This window comes from Providencia sp. Marseille-Q8014 (assembly GCF_965112055.1).
Genome location: NZ_CBCOPT010000001.1, coordinates 3,752,159 through 3,769,399 on the forward strand (window position 1 = coordinate 3,752,159; position 17,241 = coordinate 3,769,399).

At 40.9% G+C, this 17,241-nt stretch carries 19 protein-coding genes and 1 pseudogene; 9 read left to right on the forward strand and 11 right to left on the reverse strand.

What is annotated here, in order from left to right; all coding sequences use genetic code 11:
* The first annotated feature begins 52 nt into the window (after nt 1-52).
* From pyrB to nrdG, 6 genes are all read left to right on the forward strand, one after another.
* Nucleotides 53-988 carry an aspartate carbamoyltransferase gene (gene pyrB, locus ACWPW6_RS16680; RefSeq protein WP_154624845.1) on the forward strand — a complete coding sequence of 312 codons (936 nt, stop codon included), beginning with the start codon at nt 53-55 and terminating at the stop codon, nt 986-988.
* 13 nt (nt 989-1,001) lie between these two features.
* Complete coding sequence (gene pyrI, locus ACWPW6_RS16685; RefSeq protein WP_154624844.1) at nt 1,002-1,466, forward strand: aspartate carbamoyltransferase regulatory subunit; 465 nt, start codon at nt 1,002-1,004, stop codon at nt 1,464-1,466.
* Between the two features lie 98 nt (nt 1,467-1,564).
* Nucleotides 1,565-1,951, forward strand: coding sequence for a 2-iminobutanoate/2-iminopropanoate deaminase (gene ridA, locus ACWPW6_RS16690; protein WP_004915899.1), 387 nt, complete (start codon nt 1,565-1,567; stop codon nt 1,949-1,951).
* Between the two features lie 336 nt (nt 1,952-2,287).
* Nucleotides 2,288-2,734, forward strand: a complete 447-nt coding sequence (locus tag ACWPW6_RS16695) for a GNAT family N-acetyltransferase (protein ID WP_154624843.1) — start codon at nt 2,288-2,290, stop codon at nt 2,732-2,734.
* Between the two features lie 655 nt (nt 2,735-3,389).
* Nucleotides 3,390-5,528 carry an anaerobic ribonucleoside-triphosphate reductase gene (gene nrdD / locus ACWPW6_RS16700; RefSeq protein ID WP_163863180.1) on the forward strand — a complete coding sequence of 713 codons (2,139 nt, stop codon included), beginning with the start codon at nt 3,390-3,392 and terminating at the stop codon, nt 5,526-5,528.
* A 4-nt stretch (nt 5,529-5,532) separates the two neighbouring features.
* Nucleotides 5,533-5,997, forward strand: a complete 465-nt coding sequence (gene nrdG / locus ACWPW6_RS16705; protein ID WP_163863182.1) for an anaerobic ribonucleoside-triphosphate reductase-activating protein — start codon at nt 5,533-5,535, stop codon at nt 5,995-5,997.
* On the opposite strand, the gene ACWPW6_RS16710 is transcribed toward nrdG, so the two are convergent.
* Nucleotides 5,994-6,431 carry a YhbP family protein gene (locus ACWPW6_RS16710; protein ID WP_196713706.1) on the reverse strand — a complete coding sequence of 146 codons (438 nt, stop codon included), beginning with the start codon at nt 6,429-6,431 and terminating at the stop codon, nt 5,994-5,996. The two genes, nrdG and ACWPW6_RS16710, sit on opposite strands and share 4 nt — an antisense overlap.
* Nucleotides 6,432-6,545: 114 nt before the next feature.
* The gene (locus ACWPW6_RS16715; protein WP_154624840.1) at nt 6,546-6,797 is read right to left on the reverse strand and encodes a YdgH/BhsA/McbA family protein; all 252 of its coding nucleotides are present in this window, start codon (nt 6,795-6,797) and stop codon (nt 6,546-6,548) included.
* A gap of 297 nt (nt 6,798-7,094) precedes the next feature.
* Between ACWPW6_RS16715 and ACWPW6_RS16720 the strand changes: the two genes are divergently transcribed.
* Entirely contained in the window at nt 7,095-7,397 is a 303-nt protein-coding gene (locus ACWPW6_RS16720; RefSeq protein WP_154622828.1) for a GIY-YIG nuclease family protein, read from the forward strand.
* On the opposite strand, the gene ACWPW6_RS16725 is transcribed toward ACWPW6_RS16720, so the two are convergent.
* On the reverse strand, nt 7,379-7,882 hold the full coding sequence (locus ACWPW6_RS16725) for a GNAT family N-acetyltransferase (RefSeq protein WP_154622829.1): 504 nt from the start codon (nt 7,880-7,882) through the stop codon (nt 7,379-7,381). The two genes, ACWPW6_RS16720 and ACWPW6_RS16725, sit on opposite strands and share 19 nt — an antisense overlap.
* Complete coding sequence (gene ubiT, locus ACWPW6_RS16730) at nt 7,876-8,400, reverse strand: ubiquinone anaerobic biosynthesis accessory factor UbiT (protein WP_163863186.1); 525 nt, start codon at nt 8,398-8,400, stop codon at nt 7,876-7,878. Before ubiT ends, ACWPW6_RS16725 begins: the two co-directional genes overlap by 7 nt.
* 419 nt (nt 8,401-8,819) lie before the next feature.
* Here ubiT and ubiU point away from each other — a divergent pair, with 419 nt between their 5' ends.
* The gene (gene ubiU, locus ACWPW6_RS16735) at nt 8,820-9,815 is read left to right on the forward strand and encodes a ubiquinone anaerobic biosynthesis protein UbiU (protein ID WP_154622830.1); all 996 of its coding nucleotides are present in this window, start codon (nt 8,820-8,822) and stop codon (nt 9,813-9,815) included.
* Nucleotides 9,816-9,828: 13 nt separating this feature from the next.
* Nucleotides 9,829-10,704 carry a U32 family peptidase gene (locus ACWPW6_RS16740; RefSeq protein WP_154622831.1) on the forward strand — a complete coding sequence of 292 codons (876 nt, stop codon included), beginning with the start codon at nt 9,829-9,831 and terminating at the stop codon, nt 10,702-10,704.
* Between the two features lie 256 nt (nt 10,705-10,960).
* Here ACWPW6_RS16740 and ACWPW6_RS16745 read toward each other — a convergent pair.
* From ACWPW6_RS16745 to ACWPW6_RS16775, 7 genes and pseudogenes are all read right to left on the reverse strand, one after another.
* A pseudogene (locus tag ACWPW6_RS16745) lies at nt 10,961-11,128 on the reverse strand (PAAR domain-containing protein); the annotation flags it as partial.
* Nucleotides 11,129-11,286: 158 nt separating this feature from the next.
* Nucleotides 11,287-12,480: a glutathionylspermidine synthase family protein gene (locus ACWPW6_RS16750; RefSeq protein WP_154622833.1), complete on the reverse strand. Its 1,194-nt coding sequence runs from the start codon at nt 12,478-12,480 to the stop codon at nt 11,287-11,289.
* Between the two features lie 2 nt (nt 12,481-12,482).
* Nucleotides 12,483-13,199, reverse strand: coding sequence for a DUF1190 domain-containing protein (locus ACWPW6_RS16755; RefSeq protein WP_249999445.1), 717 nt, complete (start codon nt 13,197-13,199; stop codon nt 12,483-12,485).
* A 16-nt stretch (nt 13,200-13,215) separates the two neighbouring features.
* Nucleotides 13,216-13,623 (reverse strand): DUF350 domain-containing protein, encoded by a 408-nt coding sequence (locus tag ACWPW6_RS16760; RefSeq protein ID WP_163863192.1) that lies wholly within the window; start codon nt 13,621-13,623, stop codon nt 13,216-13,218.
* Between the two features lie 267 nt (nt 13,624-13,890).
* Complete coding sequence (locus ACWPW6_RS16765) at nt 13,891-15,051, reverse strand: ABC transporter permease (RefSeq protein ID WP_154622836.1); 1,161 nt, start codon at nt 15,049-15,051, stop codon at nt 13,891-13,893.
* Entirely contained in the window at nt 15,051-16,196 is a 1,146-nt protein-coding gene (locus ACWPW6_RS16770; RefSeq protein WP_154622837.1) for an ABC transporter permease, read from the reverse strand. Before ACWPW6_RS16770 ends, ACWPW6_RS16765 begins: the two co-directional genes overlap by 1 nt.
* A gap of 11 nt (nt 16,197-16,207) precedes the next feature.
* Nucleotides 16,208-17,179 carry an HlyD family secretion protein gene (locus ACWPW6_RS16775; protein ID WP_154622838.1) on the reverse strand — a complete coding sequence of 324 codons (972 nt, stop codon included), beginning with the start codon at nt 17,177-17,179 and terminating at the stop codon, nt 16,208-16,210.
* Nucleotides 17,180-17,241: the final 62 nt, after the last annotated feature.

Below are 17,241 nucleotides of genomic sequence, written 5' to 3' on the forward strand. Positions count from 1 at the left end.
GCTTTTTTTTGGCCTATCACCTAACACGTCTTGCTGACACAGGAGAACAACGATGCCGAACCCTTTATACCATCGCGATATAATTTCAATTAATGATTTAGATCGCGCCGATCTTGAGCTCGTGCTCAAGGTTGCCGCTTCTTTAAAACAACAACCACAACCTGAATTTCTAAAACATAAAGTTATCGCCAGTTGTTTCTTCGAGGCATCGACCCGTACGCGTTTATCCTTTGAAACAGCCATTCATCGCTTAGGGGCATCTGTTGTCGGATTTTCTGACAGTTCGAACACTTCGTTAGGTAAAAAAGGTGAAACGCTCGCCGATACTATTTCGGTCATTAGCCAATATGTGGATGCCATTGTGATGCGCCATCCACAAGAAGGTGCCGCACGTTTAGCTAGCCAATTTTCAGGCAATATTCCCGTTATCAATGCGGGTGATGGTTCAAATCAGCATCCAACACAAACGCTATTGGATTTATTTACTATTCAAGAAACACAAGGCCGCCTTGAAAACTTGCAAGTGGCCATGGTCGGTGACTTAAAATATGGCAGAACCGTGCATTCTCTCACGCAAGCGCTGTCTAAGTTCGAGGGCAATCATTTTTACTTCATCGCTCCGGAAGCCCTATCGATGCCTGTGCATATTCTTCACCTACTTGAAGAAAAAGGTTCTACATACAGCCTGCATAACAATATTGATGAAGTCTTGCCTGAACTCGATATTCTCTACATGACTCGAGTACAAAAAGAGCGTTTAGACCCTTCAGAATATGCCAATGTCAAAGCACAATTTGTACTGCGAGCAGCAGATCTGCATGTTGCAAAACCTAACTTGAAAGTATTACATCCATTACCGCGCATTGATGAAATCAGTGTCGATGTTGATAAAACACCTTATGCTTACTACTTCCAACAAGCAGGCAATGGCATATATGCAAGACAAGCCTTACTGTCACTGGTTTTAAATAAAGAATTGGCCATCTGAGGAGAAACCCATCATGACACACGACCATAAATTACAAGTTGAAGCGATAAGCTGCGGCACTGTCATCGACCACATTCCTGCTCAAATTGGTTTCAAATTGCTGAGCCTGTTTAAACTGACATTAACTGATGAACGAATTACTATCGGTTTAAATTTGCCTTCGAATAATTTAGGTAAAAAAGATTTAATCAAAATTGAAAATACTTTTTTAACGCCAGAACAAGCCAACCAATTAGCGATGTATGCGCCAGAAGCAACCGTCAATCGTATTGAGGACTACCAAGTCGTAGAAAAGCTGGAGCTAAGATTACCGGAACATATCGACAATGTGCTGATTTGTCCAAACAGTAACTGCATTAGCCATAATGAGCCAGTCTCCAGCAGCTTTAGAGTGAAAAAAGTCGGCAAAGAAGTTGCATTAACCTGTAAATTCTGTGAAAAAGAGTTCGATAGAGACGCCGTGATCAATAATCAGTAAACAAGATAAACGTAGACTGCGACTTTGTATGTGAATAGCAAAGCTTTATACTATGTTTCATCTATCACGCTAATTTTATCTGCTTAAATGGAGTCATTATGTCATACGAAATCAGTACAGAAAATGCACCAGCAGCAATCGGCCCTTATGTACAAGGTGTTGACCTAGGCAGTATGGTTATCACTTCAGGTCAGATCCCTGTTGATCCAAAAACGGGGGAAGTTCCTGAAGATATCGCTGCACAAACTCGCCAATCACTGGCGAATGTTGCTGCTATCTTAGAAAAAGCGGGTCTTAGCGCTGCCAATATCGTGAAAACCACGGTCTTTGTGAAAGATTTAAACGATTTCGCAACCGTGAATGCAACTTACGAAGAGTTCTTCAAACAACATAATGCCCCTTTCCCTGCGCGCTCTTGTGTTGAAGTTGCCCGTTTACCGAAAGATGTAAAAATCGAGATCGAAGCGATCGCTGTGCGTAAGTAATTAATAACAGATAACACAAAGCGGGAAAAATGGCGTTTTTTCTGCTTTGTGTTATCACCTTTCACTTTCCCGAACTTATCCAAATAATCATGCGCTAACTCGCTATACGGACTATTTTTTTATTCACTTTCCTGCCAACAATATATTTTTCAAAACATCTTGTTATTTTATTGCCATTCCGGCATATTTGAGCCGCATTTTTAGTCGCCAATTAGGCCCTATCACTCATCCGAACTAAGGGGGTTACCATGCGTAAAAATAATCTAAATACATTCAAAACATATTCTATTCATTCATAATTTAGAGAAGGTTTGCTTCTCTAAACAGGAGAAGTTAATGGTAACACTCGTTGGGTTGAATCAAGATAACTGGGAAGATTGTGCTGATTTACAAGTTTCAGAAGAACAAGCACAATTTATTGCTTCCAACTTATATTCAATTGCGGAAGTTCAATTTTTACCTCGGTTTATCGTTAAAGGTATTCAGCATCAAGATACATTAGTGGGGTTAGTCATGTATGGTATTGACCCCGATGATGGCAATTATTGGATTTATCGCTTTATGATAGACGAGAAGCACCAACGTCTCGGCTATGGTCGGCAAGCGATGCAGGTATTGATTGATGAAATAAAGTCATCAAATCAAGAGAAAATTCCAGCCATTATGATTGGCTATCATATTGATAACCTTGGTGCGCATCATTTTTACCAAAGTGTCGGCTTTGAATTTCAAGGTGTTGCAGACTGGGGTGAATACTTAGCAAAATTTGATTTGCTTAACTAATTCGCTATAACTCAATATAAAGGCCACATAAGTGGCCTTTTTTTGTTAGATAAATCCACCATGATCAACTTTTTCTCTACTCTTAATATCCTTTCTTTGCCCGTATTTGGTGCTATGACGACTGAAGTGGCGTGTTCGGTTTATTACCTCAATTAATCCACTCAACGTCATATAACTGCCCCGCAAGTTGGTTTTTTTGTCAGTATTTATGTCGTGGTTATCGCGATTTCCGGCCCTTTTATTACCTTATTACTAGGCGGTTTTAATCGGAAAACCATTTTATTAGCAATCAAGTTGCTATTTTGGATTTCTCATATGATTTATGCACTGACAGATCGCTATGATGTGATTTGACTGTTTCGTATTTTACCGGCGCTCACACAGGCCATCGTTTGCTGCCACGATCAATTTCATAATAGGTTTTTATTTTTGTTATCTCGGCTTTTGATATTCATACAATTTATTTTTTTCCTTGTTGTGGATCAAGTTTAGTGTAGCTAAAAAAGAGCAATAACCTATATATTGTGCTTTAATTGCATCAACACATACTACATATAGTATTTATTCACAGTTTTATCCACAAGACAGCCACTCCTGCTACTGCGGCATTATCTGACGGTTTGATATTGTGGATAACTCAATAAGGAGCATTTCAGTGAAAACGGTTGTGATTAAACGAGACGGTTGCCAAGTCAATTTTGACGCCCAAAGAATTCAAGAGGCCATAAAGCGTGCATCTACGGCTGTGAATATTCAAGATAATGACTACTGTCTTCACGTTGCAACTGCTGTCACAGAGCAACTCGGCCATCGTGAAAAAGTAGACATTCGCGAGATCCAAGATGCCGTAGAGAATCAGCTCATGTCCGGCCCTTATAAAAACCTAGCGCGCGCTTACATTGAATATCGTCATGATAGAGATAGTGCACGTGAAAAACGTAGCCAGCTCACCCATGATATCCGAGGCCTTATTGAGCAAAGCAATGTTTCACTGTTAAACGAAAATGCCAACAAAGACAGCAAAGTGATCCCTACTCAACGTGATTTACTCGCTGGTATTGTGGCAAAACACTATGCTAAACAGTATATTTTGCCTCGAGATGTTGTCATTGCTCATGAACGAGGCGAAATCCACTATCATGATCTGGATTACGCGCCCTTTTTCCCTATGTTTAACTGTATGCTTATCGACCTTGAAGGCATGCTAACCAATGGGTTTAAAATGGGCAATGCAGAAATTGAGCCACCAAAGTCTATTTCAACAGCAACTGCCGTGACTGCACAAATTATTGCTCAAGTAGCTAGCCACATTTATGGCGGTACGACTATCAATCGTATTGACGAAATACTGGCACCCTATGTACATATCAGCTATGAAAAACACCTTAAAACAGCGGAAGCTTGGGGGATCAGTGATGCTCAGCGCTATGCTGAATGCCAAACAGAAAAAGAATGCTATGACGCATTCCAATCCCTTGAATATGAGGTTAATACATTACATACCGCAAATGGACAAACGCCTTTCGTCACCTTTGGCTTTGGCCTTGGCACCTCAACAGAAGCACGTTTGATCCAGCAATCTATTTTAAAAAACCGTATTGCTGGCTTAGGTAAAAACCGTAAAACCGCGGTGTTCCCTAAACTGGTGTTTGCGATTAAAAAAGGATTGAACCACCAATTTGGGGATCCTAACTATGATATCAAACAGTTAGCTTTGGAATGCGCCAGTAAACGTATGTATCCAGACATTCTGAACTATGACCAAGTCGTTAATGTCACTGGTTCCTTTAAAACCCCAATGGGCTGCCGTAGCTTCTTAGGCGTTTATGAAGAAAATGGGCAACAAATTCATGATGGTCGCAATAATTTAGGTGTGATCAGCCTTAACTTACCGCGCATTGCGATTGAAGCTCAAGGTAATGAAGATGCCTTCTGGCAATTACTAGAAGAGCGTTTGTTCATCGCCAAAAAAGCACTCATGACACGTATTGCGCGCCTAGAAAATGTGAAAGCACGTGTTGCACCGATCCTGTATATGGAAGGCGCGTGTGGTGTGAGACTCAAAGCCGATGATAGTGTTGCCGAGATATTTAAAAATGGCCGAGCCTCCATTTCATTAGGTTATATTGGACTGCATGAAACCATCAATGCGCTCTTCGGCGCTCAAGAACATGTTTATGACAATGCCCAATTAAGAGAAAAGGCAATCGCTATTGTTAGCCGATTACGCCAAGCAACAGACGAATGGAAGACGGAGACTGGTTATGGCTTTAGCTTGTATAGCACACCAAGTGAAAACCTGTGTGACCGTTTTTGCCGCCTTGATACCGCTGAATTTGGTGTGATTCCCCATGTGACAGACAAAGGTTACTACACTAATAGTTTTCATCTTGATGTTGAAAAACGTGTTAACCCTTACGACAAAATCGACTTTGAACAACCTTACCCTTCACTCGCCAATGGTGGTTTCATCTGTTATGGAGAATATCCTAACTTACAACACAACCTGAAAGCCCTTGAAGACGTTTGGGATTATAGCTATGAACATGTTCCTTATTATGGAACAAACACACCAATTGATGAATGTTATGAGTGTGGCTTTACGGGTGAATTTAGCTGCACTAGCAAGGGTTTTGTTTGCCCACGTTGTGGTAATCACGACACCAACCGCGTTTCAGTCATCCGCCGTGTCTGTGGTTACCTAGGAAGCCCTGATGCTCGCCCATTTAACGCGGGTAAACAAGAAGAAGTCAAACGACGCATCAAACATTTAGGCAATGGGCAGCTAGGTTAAGACTATGCATTATCATCAATATTACCCTGTTGATGTCGTCAATGGCCCTGGAACCCGATGTACACTGTTTGTCTCAGGCTGTGTGCATCAATGTCGTGGATGCTACAACCAAAGTACATGGCGTCTCGACTCTGGCATCCCGTTTACCCAAGCAATGGAAGATCGGATCATACAGGATTTACAGGATACACGAATCCGTCGGCAGGGGTTGTCTCTCTCCGGCGGAGATCCCTTGCACCCTGCTAACCTCGCGGCTATTTTTCAATTAGTTCATCGTGTCAAAACAGTTTGCCCTGATAAAGATATTTGGCTATGGACAGGTTATCAGCTTGCAGAATTGACACCAGAGCAACAGAAAGTGGTTAGTCTGATTAACGTACTGGTCGATGGGAAATTTGTTCAAGAGTTGTATGATCCCGCTCTACTTTGGCGAGGAAGCAGTAATCAAGTTATTCACACTTTACGTTAACGCTCTCGTGACCAATGCAGTTTGCGACCAAAACCTAACTTATTATTGACCATTTTGACTTCCTGTAAATCTAAGCGCCATACAGGGAGTTTTGCGGTCAACGCCACAGGGAAGCGGCGACAGTAAAATTGGCGAGCTTGCGGTAATAACGTTTCATCCAAGGCTATCACATCGCCAATAAATTGGATCCCTTGGATTTGGCTGACAACTTTTGTTTGTGCGGAAACTGTGCCTGCAATGCGAGGATTGGCTCGCATAAGTTGACCATGACGCGAATCGGGATCGGTCATAAAAAATAAACTCATTTGGTTAGCATCAAATGCATAGTAACAAGTGGCTGGCCAGATATCATGCTCGTGATACGTAAAGAGAGAAAAAACGTGCTGGCGGGAAAGATAACGTTGGATATGTTGTAATGCCTGTTGGTCATTCATCGCAAAAACTCACATTGTCCGTTCAGAACACGCTCTTTGAATATCGTTTGTCTATCGCTGAGCGTGCTTAAGCTGTTCTGAACGTTTGGTATTGTATTTGCTAGGTACTATAAATTATTTATAGATTGCAGCAACACCATTCATTGAGTTTTCACCGCCTGCGGAAATAACACGGAATGAACTTGCACCAGCTTCTTCAGCTTTTTTGGCTAACTTTTCAGTTAGGTCATTAACGCTAACAGCACCTGTTACAGAAACATAACCAGCAGCGGGTTGACTAGAGTGTTGAACTTCTTCAGCAGCCATTGAGCCAAATGAAATAGCACTTAAAGCCAAAGTTGCAGCGACTAGTGTTGATTTTTTCATAATGTGTTCCTCATTGTATATTCAATTATTATCAGGAAGTTTTATCGTCCCCCTGTGATATGGATCATATTATGCACTTTAAATCGTAATGAAAATTAGCTAATTTTGCTGTTATTATTCAAAAAATTTGAATCAAAACCAATCTTTAGGTTACAAATTTATGACTTTAATGTGTCATTTTTTATATATAATTTAATAAGTTATATTTCCACTGATCAGCGAGATTTTTAGTTTATACCCAAATTATTTCCCCTTAAATTTCAGCACAGAAAGGCAAAAATAAGGCGCTAGGATCTAATGACCACACAGAAAAATTGGTATATTTACCTAATAAGAGAGAAAAATAACAGATTGTATTGTGGGATTACAACAGACATTCAACGCCGTTTTACTCAGCATCAAGAAGGAAAAGGTGCAAAAGCATTGAAAGGAAAAATGCCACTGACTCTTGTTTTTCATTGTTTAGTGGGGGATCGCTCAGCAGCATCAAAATTGGAATTTCAGGTCAAAAAACTCAGTAAAAAGGCAAAAGAAAGGCTGATCCTTGATCAGCCAGACAATATTATAAATTACTTAGTGAATCACAGTGCATCAAAATGAGCAGAATAAGTCACGCGCCCTGTATGATCACTTAAGGTGCCATTTTCTAATCCACAGATCATAAAATGGTCTTGTAACTCAGGCCATTGGCTTACAATATTGTGCTGTGATGCGGGTTCAAAACCAAAACGACGATAATAGTTGCTATCCCCTACCACCACCACAGCACCGTAACCAAACTCATTTAAGCTATCGAGACCTTCGTAAATCAATTGGCTACCAATACCTTGGTTTTGATATTGTTGACTGACAGCAATAGGCGCAAGGCCAACCCATTGCACATCTTCATTATTGACATCTACAGGCGTAAAACCTACATAACCAATCACTTCGCCGTCATCATTGGTTGCAACAACACCTAATGTTAATAAACCGTCTTCACGTAGTTTATGCACTAATTCTGCTTCAGCTTGCGTGGGGAATGTCTCACGCAATAATTTATCGATGCCTATTGCATCAACCGGTATTTCAACTCGAATTAACATGGGGATGCCACCGAGTTTTTATGCTCAGTGTCCTCGTCTTGTTGAGCGGTTTTGATAAAATCCGCCAGCTGTAACAATGTAAAACGCAATGGTGTTGGCATATTCTCTAATTCAAAAGCATCCATCAGGTTTTTCACGTACAAGCCTAATTCTGTATCGCCTTCAATCACTAAGCGGCGTTGGAAAAACAACGTATCGGGATCCTCTTTACGAGCCGCGATAAGGATCAGGTCATTCGCTTTACCACTTACGCTAACATCGGCTTGTTCCTGAGCACTCGCGACTAACACACCATTTTGTAAGCTAATAAACCAGACTAAGTTAAGGTCACTGACTTCAACTCTTAGCCATTTACCCTCAAGGAAATCCAGCTCACCTTCTTTGACCGATTCACGGAATTGCCAGCTAAGTAGCTGCTCAAGCACCTGACGCTGCACAGCAAATGGGGTCACTTTTAAAGGAAACTTCAGTAGTGAAGGCCCTTTTAAGATAAGTTGAGAACGAATTTTTCCTAACACAGCTCTGACTCCCTATATCAATTGACTGCCTATTAAATACAACACAGCACCCGCTATGGCTTATGGCTAGCAAATCAGTGTGATAACAGACATATATATCGACATACTCAATAATAGAATATTCATATAATGCCAAAGAAAATAAGCACTCATTTGATCCTATATCAAGGTTTGCTCTTCTCGCCAGTATTTATTTTTTATTCTGCCAGAAATATCATGAATACTCTGTCTACTCGCCTATTTGCCAGTAAATCCACCTAACTAAAACGCATCAGTTTTTTTATATTGGAGTGTTAACATCAAAATAACGATGCAAATTCAACAGGTAAACAACCAATTCACTGCCTTAAATCAAAATCTGTCTCTACCGAGTTGACTAGAATGCTAAGTTGTCGAAATTTTACACTGGAATAGACACCATGGAATTACTCTGCCCTGCGGGCAACCTACCAGCTCTCAAAGCGGCTGTCGATAATGGTGCCGATGCGGTTTATATCGGCTTGAAAAATGATACCAACGCACGCCATTTTGCAGGCCTGAATTTTACTGAAAAAAAATTACGTGAAGCAGAACGCTATATACATAATCACAAGCGCAAACTGCATATTGCAATTAATACCTTTGCTCATCCCGATGGTTTTCAACGCTGGAGAGACTCTGTCGACCTTGCTGCATCTTTGGGCGCAGATGCATTAATTCTTGCTGATTTAGCCATGCTTGAATATGCCGCGAATAAGTATCCACATATTGAGCGACATGTGTCTGTGCAAGCTTCAGCGACAAATACCGAAGCGATTCGCTTTTATGCACGTAATTTTGATGTTCATCGTATCGTATTGCCGCGCGTACTCTCTATCCATCAAGTCAAGCAACTCGCCAAAACTAGCCCTGTTCCCTTAGAAGTCTTTGCTTTTGGTAGCCTATGCATCATGGCAGAAGGACGCTGTTATCTCTCATCTTATCTCACCGGCGAATCCCCCAATACGGTTGGTGCTTGCTCGCCTGCACGATTTGTTCGTTGGCAGCAAACGCCACAAGGCATGGAATCACGTTTAAATGAAGTCCTGATCGACCGCTATCAAGGCAATGAAAATGCTGGTTATCCGACACTATGCAAAGGACGCTATTTGGTTGATGACCATCAATACCATGTACTGGAGGAGCCTACCAGCCTTAACACCATAGAACTACTGCCAGATTTGATGGCCGCAAATATTGCATCGGTCAAAATTGAAGGTCGCCAACGCAGCCCAGCCTATGTGACCGACGTCACTCGTATCTGGCGCAAAGCCATCGACAAATACAATGCAAATCCAAAACAATTTATTGCGGACCCACAATGGTTGAAAGTTTTGGGAGAACTGTCTGAGGGTAGCCAAACAACCCTTGGCGCTTACCATCGTAAATGGCAATAATAAGGAATACGTCATGAAATATGCATTAGGATCAGTTCTTTATTACTGGCCAAAACAGCAACTTGAAGCGTTTTATCAGCAGGCTATGCAAAGTGAAGCTGATATTATTTATCTCGGTGAGACCGTCTGTAGTAAGCGTCGTGAAATGAAACCAGCTGACTGGATTGATTTGGCTAAGGCACTGTCTGCTAGCGGAAAACAGATTATTTTAAGTACCCTCGCACTATTACAAGCCCCTTCTGAACTTAAAGAGATCAGTAAATTAGTCGATAATGGTGAATTCCTCGTGGAAGCACACGACTTTGGGGTGATTAATATGTTAATTGAGCGCAACCTGCCTTTTGTCGCCGGTCATGGTTTGAATTGTTATAACGCTCAAACGCTTAATATCCTACTCCGACAAGGTATGCAACGCTGGTGTATGCCTGTCGAATTGTCTCGTGATTGGCTAGTCAATTTACTCAATCAATGTGACGAGCTAGGAATACGTGACAAATTCGAAGTTGAAGTGATGAGTTATGGACACCTACCTCTCGCCTATTCGGCCCGCTGCTTTACCGCGCGCTCAGAAAATCGTGCAAAAGATGAGTGTGAAACTTGCTGTATCAACTATCCACAAGGCCGAAAAGTTTTTTCTCAAGAACAGCAACAGGTTTTCACGCTCAATGGATTGCAGACACAAAGTGGCTATTGCTACAACTTAGGCAATGAACAGCTATCTATGATGGATTTAGTGGATATTGTACGTATTTCTCCTGAAAGTCATGATTCTCTAAAAATACTGTCACAATTTAAAGCCAACCAAACAGGCCTAGCACCACTAACGATTACAGACAGGAGTTGTAATGGCTATTGGCGACAAGTTGCAGGTTTAGAGATGGTTGATTAGAGGTTAGCCATACATCCATGAGCGAAACACTCTGATTGCTTTTTTATGTCGATGGGATATCGGCTGCCTTTATTCGTACTCGTACAGATAGTCTCCCAAATAATTCGCAGCGTATCTCGGCGGCAAGTCAACGAATCACTTGGAGTGATAGAAAACGATATGGCTAACGCAAATGTGCATCGCCAATACTGCTGCGATTTGCAGTATGACGGGGTAGTAGTTTCAGTGATATGCGGTGATATCAGCAAGTCATCACTTATCCCAACGTGACATGTACACGACCATTGAAGCCACCACAAGCCACTTTGTGGCCTTCCAGTGTTACGGCGATCCCGTTGATTTTCATTAAACTGTCGCCCTCGGCAATAGTGCCTATTTTTTTACCCGATGGGCCATCAACCAAGTCGCCTGTATGGGCGACTCCTTAAGTTTGAATTGATGTATTTCATAGAAATTCATGAACGATGAAATGATTGAGTATGACTCTTTTATGGGGAGATAGAGTTCGCGCTTGATCACTATCACCATGCGAGAAATGAGATCAATTCCCAGTTCATAGGTCCCTTTCACAAATAAGCTGCATTAATTCATAATATAATGAGGAATAAATCGAGATGTGTCTTTGGTTATTAACGAACCATCTTCTCGGATAGCAATGCCAGCAGGTTCATCACCAATCACCCAGCTTCCTATTAAGGTATAATCGGAACCAAATTTAGGCAGTAATGCACTGGCCTGATAAATACGGGGTTCATGAGCATATTCACCAAATTCTTCTGTAATAATTTCTTGTTCGCTATTCATGAATAATGAAACATTCGCACCTTCGCGTGAGAATAACGGTTTGGTTGTAAAACCTTGCCAATGACTCCCCATATCCTGTTTAAGTTTTCCAACAATATTAATTTGCTCATCGGCAAAATAAGCAGGTAACAAATTAGGATGGTTAGGGAAATAACGCCATAACAAAGGTAATAGCCCTTTATTACTTAAAATTGATTTCCATAACGGTTCCAACCATTCGGTCCGTTGGCTACGCAATATCGGGCCATAATCATCTTGGAACATCCACTCATAGGGGTATAATTTAAAACCTTGATGAATAATCTGATCTTGTAAATCCGTAAAAACCCCACCGAGGCCTAACCCGATATCTTCCATGTAAATAAATTGCGTTTGTAATCCCGCTTGGCGAGCACAGTCTTCCAAATATAAAACAGTTCCGCGATCTTCTATCGAGTCTTCGCAACAGCAAAAATAAAAAGGGTGCTCGTTACGCCATAATAAAAAACGCTGAATCAGTTTTTCCTGAATCGAATTAAACTGGTCGGCATTAGCTGGAATTAAACCTCTTGCTGTCATATCAGACAGCCACTGCCATTGAAAGAATGCGGATTCGTAGAGTGATGTCGGAGTATCTGCATTATATTCAAGTAATTTTGCTGGCTGATATCCATTCCATGAGAAATCCATTCTTCCATATAATGACGCTTTATTCTTTCGCCAACTATTTGCAATCGCATCCCAATATAATTCAGGGATTGCAAGTTCTTCTAAGATAGCCTCATCGTTAATAGCAAGATCAACAACCTCTAAACACATCTGGTGTAATTCTTCGGTGGGATCTTCAATACCATTTTCAATTTGCTCTAAGGTAAAACAATAGGCATGTGATTCATCCCAATAAATTTCATCATCAATAATATGAAAATCAAAACCATAATCTTGAGCTATTTTATCTAAATTCTCACGCGGCTTTAATGGTATTCGCAACATACTCAGCCACCTTTACGACTGGATTTATGTCCGAAGCCGCCTCGTGAAGTCGTTTTAGTCGAGTTATTACTGTATTTAGCGGGTTTCAACTTATTTGAACCATCGGAAACCCATTTATCCGATGAACCAGGTTCATAATAAACATTCGGTTCACTTTTAGAACGATAAAATGGTCTAGCCCTTGAGTAATAATGCAATCCTGAATGCGCAGACGTTGAAGAACGACTCACTTCACTGGGATAATTATCAACCGAAAAGCCTGCTAGTGTAGGCGCATAAGCCTCGCGCTCTTGGGCATCACAATACTCATTGTCATGGTTTTGGGATAAGCACTCCAAATTTTCATACAGAGTCAATTTGCGATTTATTAATGTGCAATTGCCTTGCCCATAAATAGATTCACAGCTATTTAGTTGATTATAGTAAGCCATGTGCTGAATTAATTGTTGCTGAGCTTCTTCTTGTTTTTGCGTACAAAAAGATCGGCTATACCCCGCTAATACACAGTCATCGCTATTTTTAAAGATCGTCACCGTAGAGGTTGGAGATTCTTTGCTACAACTACGTATACCAAAAATAACAGCCCCTCCCATAATGGCTAACGTCAGTATGCTAGGGCCTTTACGTACTTCTTTTTTTACAGTACCAATTCGTTTTAATTGAGCGTTAGCATGGGGCTGATGACTTTTATGTTTCTTTATTTTCTTTTTCTTACTCATAGAACATCTTTATTTGTTAATAACTCATACTAACGGCATTCAAAATACCAAACCCAAGTGATGTACCTCCTAAAAATAGCCCAGCAGAAATATTATTCTGTTCTATTTTCTCGCTGATCTTTGGCATATATATTTTGGTTGCGCCGAGAACAAGTAATTGGACAAATAATGCAATAACGCCCCAAATAATACAGTCTAGAAGACTAATAGAGTGAGAGATAGCACTCGATAGTGGAGTGATATAACCTAGCATAGCACCAATAAATGCAAGCCCAGCAGCGGTATTATTCTGTTTGATTAATGCCCACTCATTATGACGCGATATCCGTGTATAAATAAAAAGAAACACAAGCACCATGACAGTACCTATCGCAAAATAACTCATAAACGAAAGTAACGCAGAAAGGATAGTCGAAAAGTCCATAGAGATTTATTCCTTTAAAAAAGGAATAAATGTAACTTAAGCTTTTTTTAAAATAAAGCATTTATAAAGAATTAAATTAACTTAATTTTAAAGTTCAGGCTATTAATATCTTATAATGCGTAAAACTATTTATTCATAATTGGGATTATCTAATAATGACTTAAAAACTCACCGTCATATTAGAATGAAGGCCGGTTATTTATATCAACATCGCAATGACTTTCAATCTTTATCAGGCCTTCTATTCATGAGATATCTTAAACAACATTATGAATCATGACGCTGCTTCCGCCAACGATGCATAATATGGGAAATATGACGTAATTCACCGTCACGTAGCATACCAATAAACACACCAATCACAGTATAAATGACCCCAAGAACCAGCATCATCACAATATCCATCAATACGCCACTAAACGGTAGACCCATTTGGTTAATCCCCGCCATGGCACTGGTTGCCCATGTTGATGGTAATGCTGACGCGATCATGCGTACCCACTCAGGCATTGCTTGCAATGGCCATATCGTTCCTGACATATAGAAAACCGGTGTGGTAATAAACGCTAAGGTTAAATAAATCATCTCAACACTACGTAAACATTCAGTCACTAACTTACCTAACCCAATTACTGCCAATAAGAAAGGAAAAGTCAGCATCCATAATTGATACAGTGGTGCTTCTTGGCGATAACCTAGGATCCATGGCCACAAAGCAAAAAAGACGGTGGATAAAAATAACCAAATTGGGATCAATGCAGATAATGCCCCTAAATATACTGCTAATGGCGGTTTACCTTTTGGCGTGCCACGAATAGCAATACTCACGCGAACACAGGCAATAAGCAGTGAATGCTGTAACAACATGACGAGCAAACCGGGAAACACAATGGCGGCAAAGCTGACACCTGGATTATACAAAGGCTCCGTTAAGCTACGGATTGGAGTAATAATGACTTTAGCTTGCTCTTTGCTATAACCAGAATTAATTAATAATTGTGTGTTATAGCTATTTAATAATGTTTGATAAGCACTGACTAATTCTTGTTGGATCTGGCCGCTCGCCAAACGGTTGGTCGCGTCACCATAAACAGGGATCGTAATAGTTTTACCATTCAATAAAAACTTTTCAAAATCGGTTGGAATGATAATGATAGCGAACAATTGCCGACCGATCATATCCTTGCGAGCTTGATCTAAACTATCATAACTGTGCAGTTTCACTTTCGGAGCAGCATCTAAGTCACGGATAAGTGCTCGACTTGCCACACTATGATCTTGGTCGATCACTGCAACAGGTAAATCCCATAACACCGGCTTCGCATAAACTAAACTCATCACACACAACGAGACGATCAATAATAACCACATTGGCTTATCTAACATGCCAATCAGTACTTTACGGAAGGTTGCAAAATACATCTGCATTAGAGCTCCCCTCCTTGTGCCGCAATTCTTTTCGGCAAGCGTTTACGGATCAAAAATGCCGTTACGATGGGATAAATCAGTAAGAACAAACAGACTTCGACAATACGTTTAAATGAAATTTCACGTAAGAAAATATCAAACATCGCGTTGAGTGTGTGGGTTAATGGCTCAATATTCGAAATAATTTGTGCGGGCAAAATCATGGATAATTCAGGTACTGCCATTCCCGAGAAGGCTAATGCAATACTCACTAGCATCCCAATAAGGCTATAAGCCATAATTGCACTAGACGTGAAACTAAATAGCAATAGCCCAATACTTTGTGCCGCTATCACATAGAAGAAGCCAACCATTATCATATAGAGGGGATTTCCCACCACCTTAGCGTCAAAGATACTCACCAATGCCGCAAGTTCAACCACTAATAATGTGGTAAAAAATAATGTATAAGGGGCCATTTTTCCGAGCACGGCCATACCAAATGGCTTCACACTCTGTAATATTGAGCTACGCGATAAAGTATAAATCGTACACGTCACCACGAACAATTGCAGCATATGAATAGTTGCTGCGAATTGCTGGTAATAGATATAGCTGCCGCTGGGGTTAAATAAACTGTCGTAAGAAAGAGTCACTTGTGCTAATGGGGGTAAGGCTTTTCCCATTGAACTCGCCAGTTGAGTACGGTACTTGGCATTCAGCTCAGCCACCAGACCACTGAAATCTTGGATCGCATAACTTCCCGACGCATAAAACAACGCATTGTAGTACATGCGTATTTCAGGTTGGCGCCCCCGTAATACATCCGCTTCAAAATTGGTAGGAATATATAAAAGCGCATAATCTTGCGCACTAGCTAAGCGTTTTATCGAGCTGTTAAGGTTGTTATCAATCGCTTTTACATCTGCATGGGGGCCTGCATTCAGATCCCGAATAATCTGCCTAGACGCTGGGCTTCGATCATTATCAACGACGGATACCGGCAGATCCATCAGTGTTCCTTCTGAGAAGTTAGCGCTTATTAACGTAAATAACATTAACGGAAACAGCCAACTTAACCAGTGAAAAACAGGGCTGCGGATAGCGGCTTGTGTTTCTCGACTGAATGCATGTTCAAAACCATGCCAAGCGAATTTTAATCTCATAACAGCGCCTTTTATTTATCCCAGCGCCATAACACGCTCATACCCGGTCTTAAGCCATCAACCGGTTCTAATGGATACAAACGAACTTCAAAGGTTTTCAAATCGAAATCCCCTGTCGCACGTGTTGCCCTTTTTGTTGCGTAATCCCCTTTTGGTGCGATATAACGAACCTCTGCTTCAATTTTTTTATCGCCTAAAGCGGGAACATCAAGTTGAATCTTGTCACCTTTTTTAATATCAACAAGGATATCTTCACGCAGGTTATAAATGAAATAAGCCTGTGGGATGCGGACCATGGTCATTAATGGGCTACCTGCATTGAAAATTTCACCAATTTCCGCGGGTATAGGCCCTATTTCGCCATCAACGGGAGCTTTCACTTGTAAGTCATCTAACTGCACTTGCAGCTCAGCCAGTTTCTGTTCAGCTTCACTCAGTTGTGCCGCATATTTTTGACGTAATTCAATACGGTCACCATTTTTGGCTTCTTCAAGCTGCGCCTTTGCGCCTTGTACTTGCTGGAAAGCCACCTCTTTTGCTTTACGTGCATTATCTAACTCATTAGCAGAAACGTAGCCTTTAGCAGACAAGTTATTTAAGCGAGTATATTCACGTGTCGCATTTTGATACTGTGAGTTAGCTTGTGCCAATGACGCTTGTAAATTACGAATTGTTTCTTCACGTGTTCCATTAATTGATTGAGCTAATTGCGCTTTCGCTTGGTCTCTCGCGGCTTTTAAAGCTGCGTATTGTGCCGTTAGTTCAGGGCTCTCTAATGTTAATAACAATTGCCCTTTTTGAACGTCATCCCCGCGTTCCACATGGCGTTCAATAACACGACCTTTCGCCTTAGAGGTCACCATAACCTCTGGCGCATCGACTTCACCTTGCAATAATAAGAATTGATTGTGGGAATGGAAAAGTGCCGCCGCCGCTATCAAAATCAGCATCAACAAAATCAGTGCTATTGTTCTTTTTTTCATTATTAGTAAAACCCTAAATAATCACGGAGGAAACTATAATCATCAAATTATCGCAATAATTG

What these genes read in the sequence shown, in the direction of transcription:
- pyrB (WP_154624845.1), top strand. Translation starts at nt 53, where the DNA reads ATGCCGAACCCTTTATACCATCGCGATATAATTTCAATTAATGATTTA.
- pyrI (WP_154624844.1), top strand. Translation starts at nt 1,002, where the DNA reads ATGACACACGACCATAAATTACAAGTTGAAGCGATAAGCTGCGGCACT.
- ridA (WP_004915899.1), top strand. Translation starts at nt 1,565, where the DNA reads ATGTCATACGAAATCAGTACAGAAAATGCACCAGCAGCAATCGGCCCT.
- ACWPW6_RS16695 (WP_154624843.1), top strand. Translation starts at nt 2,288, where the DNA reads ATGGTAACACTCGTTGGGTTGAATCAAGATAACTGGGAAGATTGTGCT.
- nrdG (WP_163863182.1), top strand. Translation starts at nt 5,533, where the DNA reads ATGCATTATCATCAATATTACCCTGTTGATGTCGTCAATGGCCCTGGA.
- ACWPW6_RS16710 (WP_196713706.1), bottom strand. Translation starts at nt 6,431, where the DNA reads ATGAATGACCAACAGGCATTACAACATATCCAACGTTATCTTTCCCGC.
- ACWPW6_RS16715 (WP_154624840.1), bottom strand. Translation starts at nt 6,797, where the DNA reads ATGAAAAAATCAACACTAGTCGCTGCAACTTTGGCTTTAAGTGCTATT.
- ACWPW6_RS16720 (WP_154622828.1), top strand. Translation starts at nt 7,095, where the DNA reads ATGACCACACAGAAAAATTGGTATATTTACCTAATAAGAGAGAAAAAT.
- ACWPW6_RS16725 (WP_154622829.1), bottom strand. Translation starts at nt 7,882, where the DNA reads ATGTTAATTCGAGTTGAAATACCGGTTGATGCAATAGGCATCGATAAA.
- ubiU (WP_154622830.1), top strand. Translation starts at nt 8,820, where the DNA reads ATGGAATTACTCTGCCCTGCGGGCAACCTACCAGCTCTCAAAGCGGCT.
- ACWPW6_RS16740 (WP_154622831.1), top strand. Translation starts at nt 9,829, where the DNA reads ATGAAATATGCATTAGGATCAGTTCTTTATTACTGGCCAAAACAGCAA.
- ACWPW6_RS16750 (WP_154622833.1), bottom strand. Translation starts at nt 12,480, where the DNA reads ATGTTGCGAATACCATTAAAGCCGCGTGAGAATTTAGATAAAATAGCT.
- ACWPW6_RS16755 (WP_249999445.1), bottom strand. Translation starts at nt 13,199, where the DNA reads ATGAGTAAGAAAAAGAAAATAAAGAAACATAAAAGTCATCAGCCCCAT.
- ACWPW6_RS16760 (WP_163863192.1), bottom strand. Translation starts at nt 13,623, where the DNA reads ATGGACTTTTCGACTATCCTTTCTGCGTTACTTTCGTTTATGAGTTAT.
- ACWPW6_RS16765 (WP_154622836.1), bottom strand. Translation starts at nt 15,051, where the DNA reads ATGCAGATGTATTTTGCAACCTTCCGTAAAGTACTGATTGGCATGTTA.
- ACWPW6_RS16770 (WP_154622837.1), bottom strand. Translation starts at nt 16,196, where the DNA reads ATGAGATTAAAATTCGCTTGGCATGGTTTTGAACATGCATTCAGTCGA.
- ACWPW6_RS16775 (WP_154622838.1), bottom strand. Translation starts at nt 17,179, where the DNA reads ATGAAAAAAAGAACAATAGCACTGATTTTGTTGATGCTGATTTTGATA.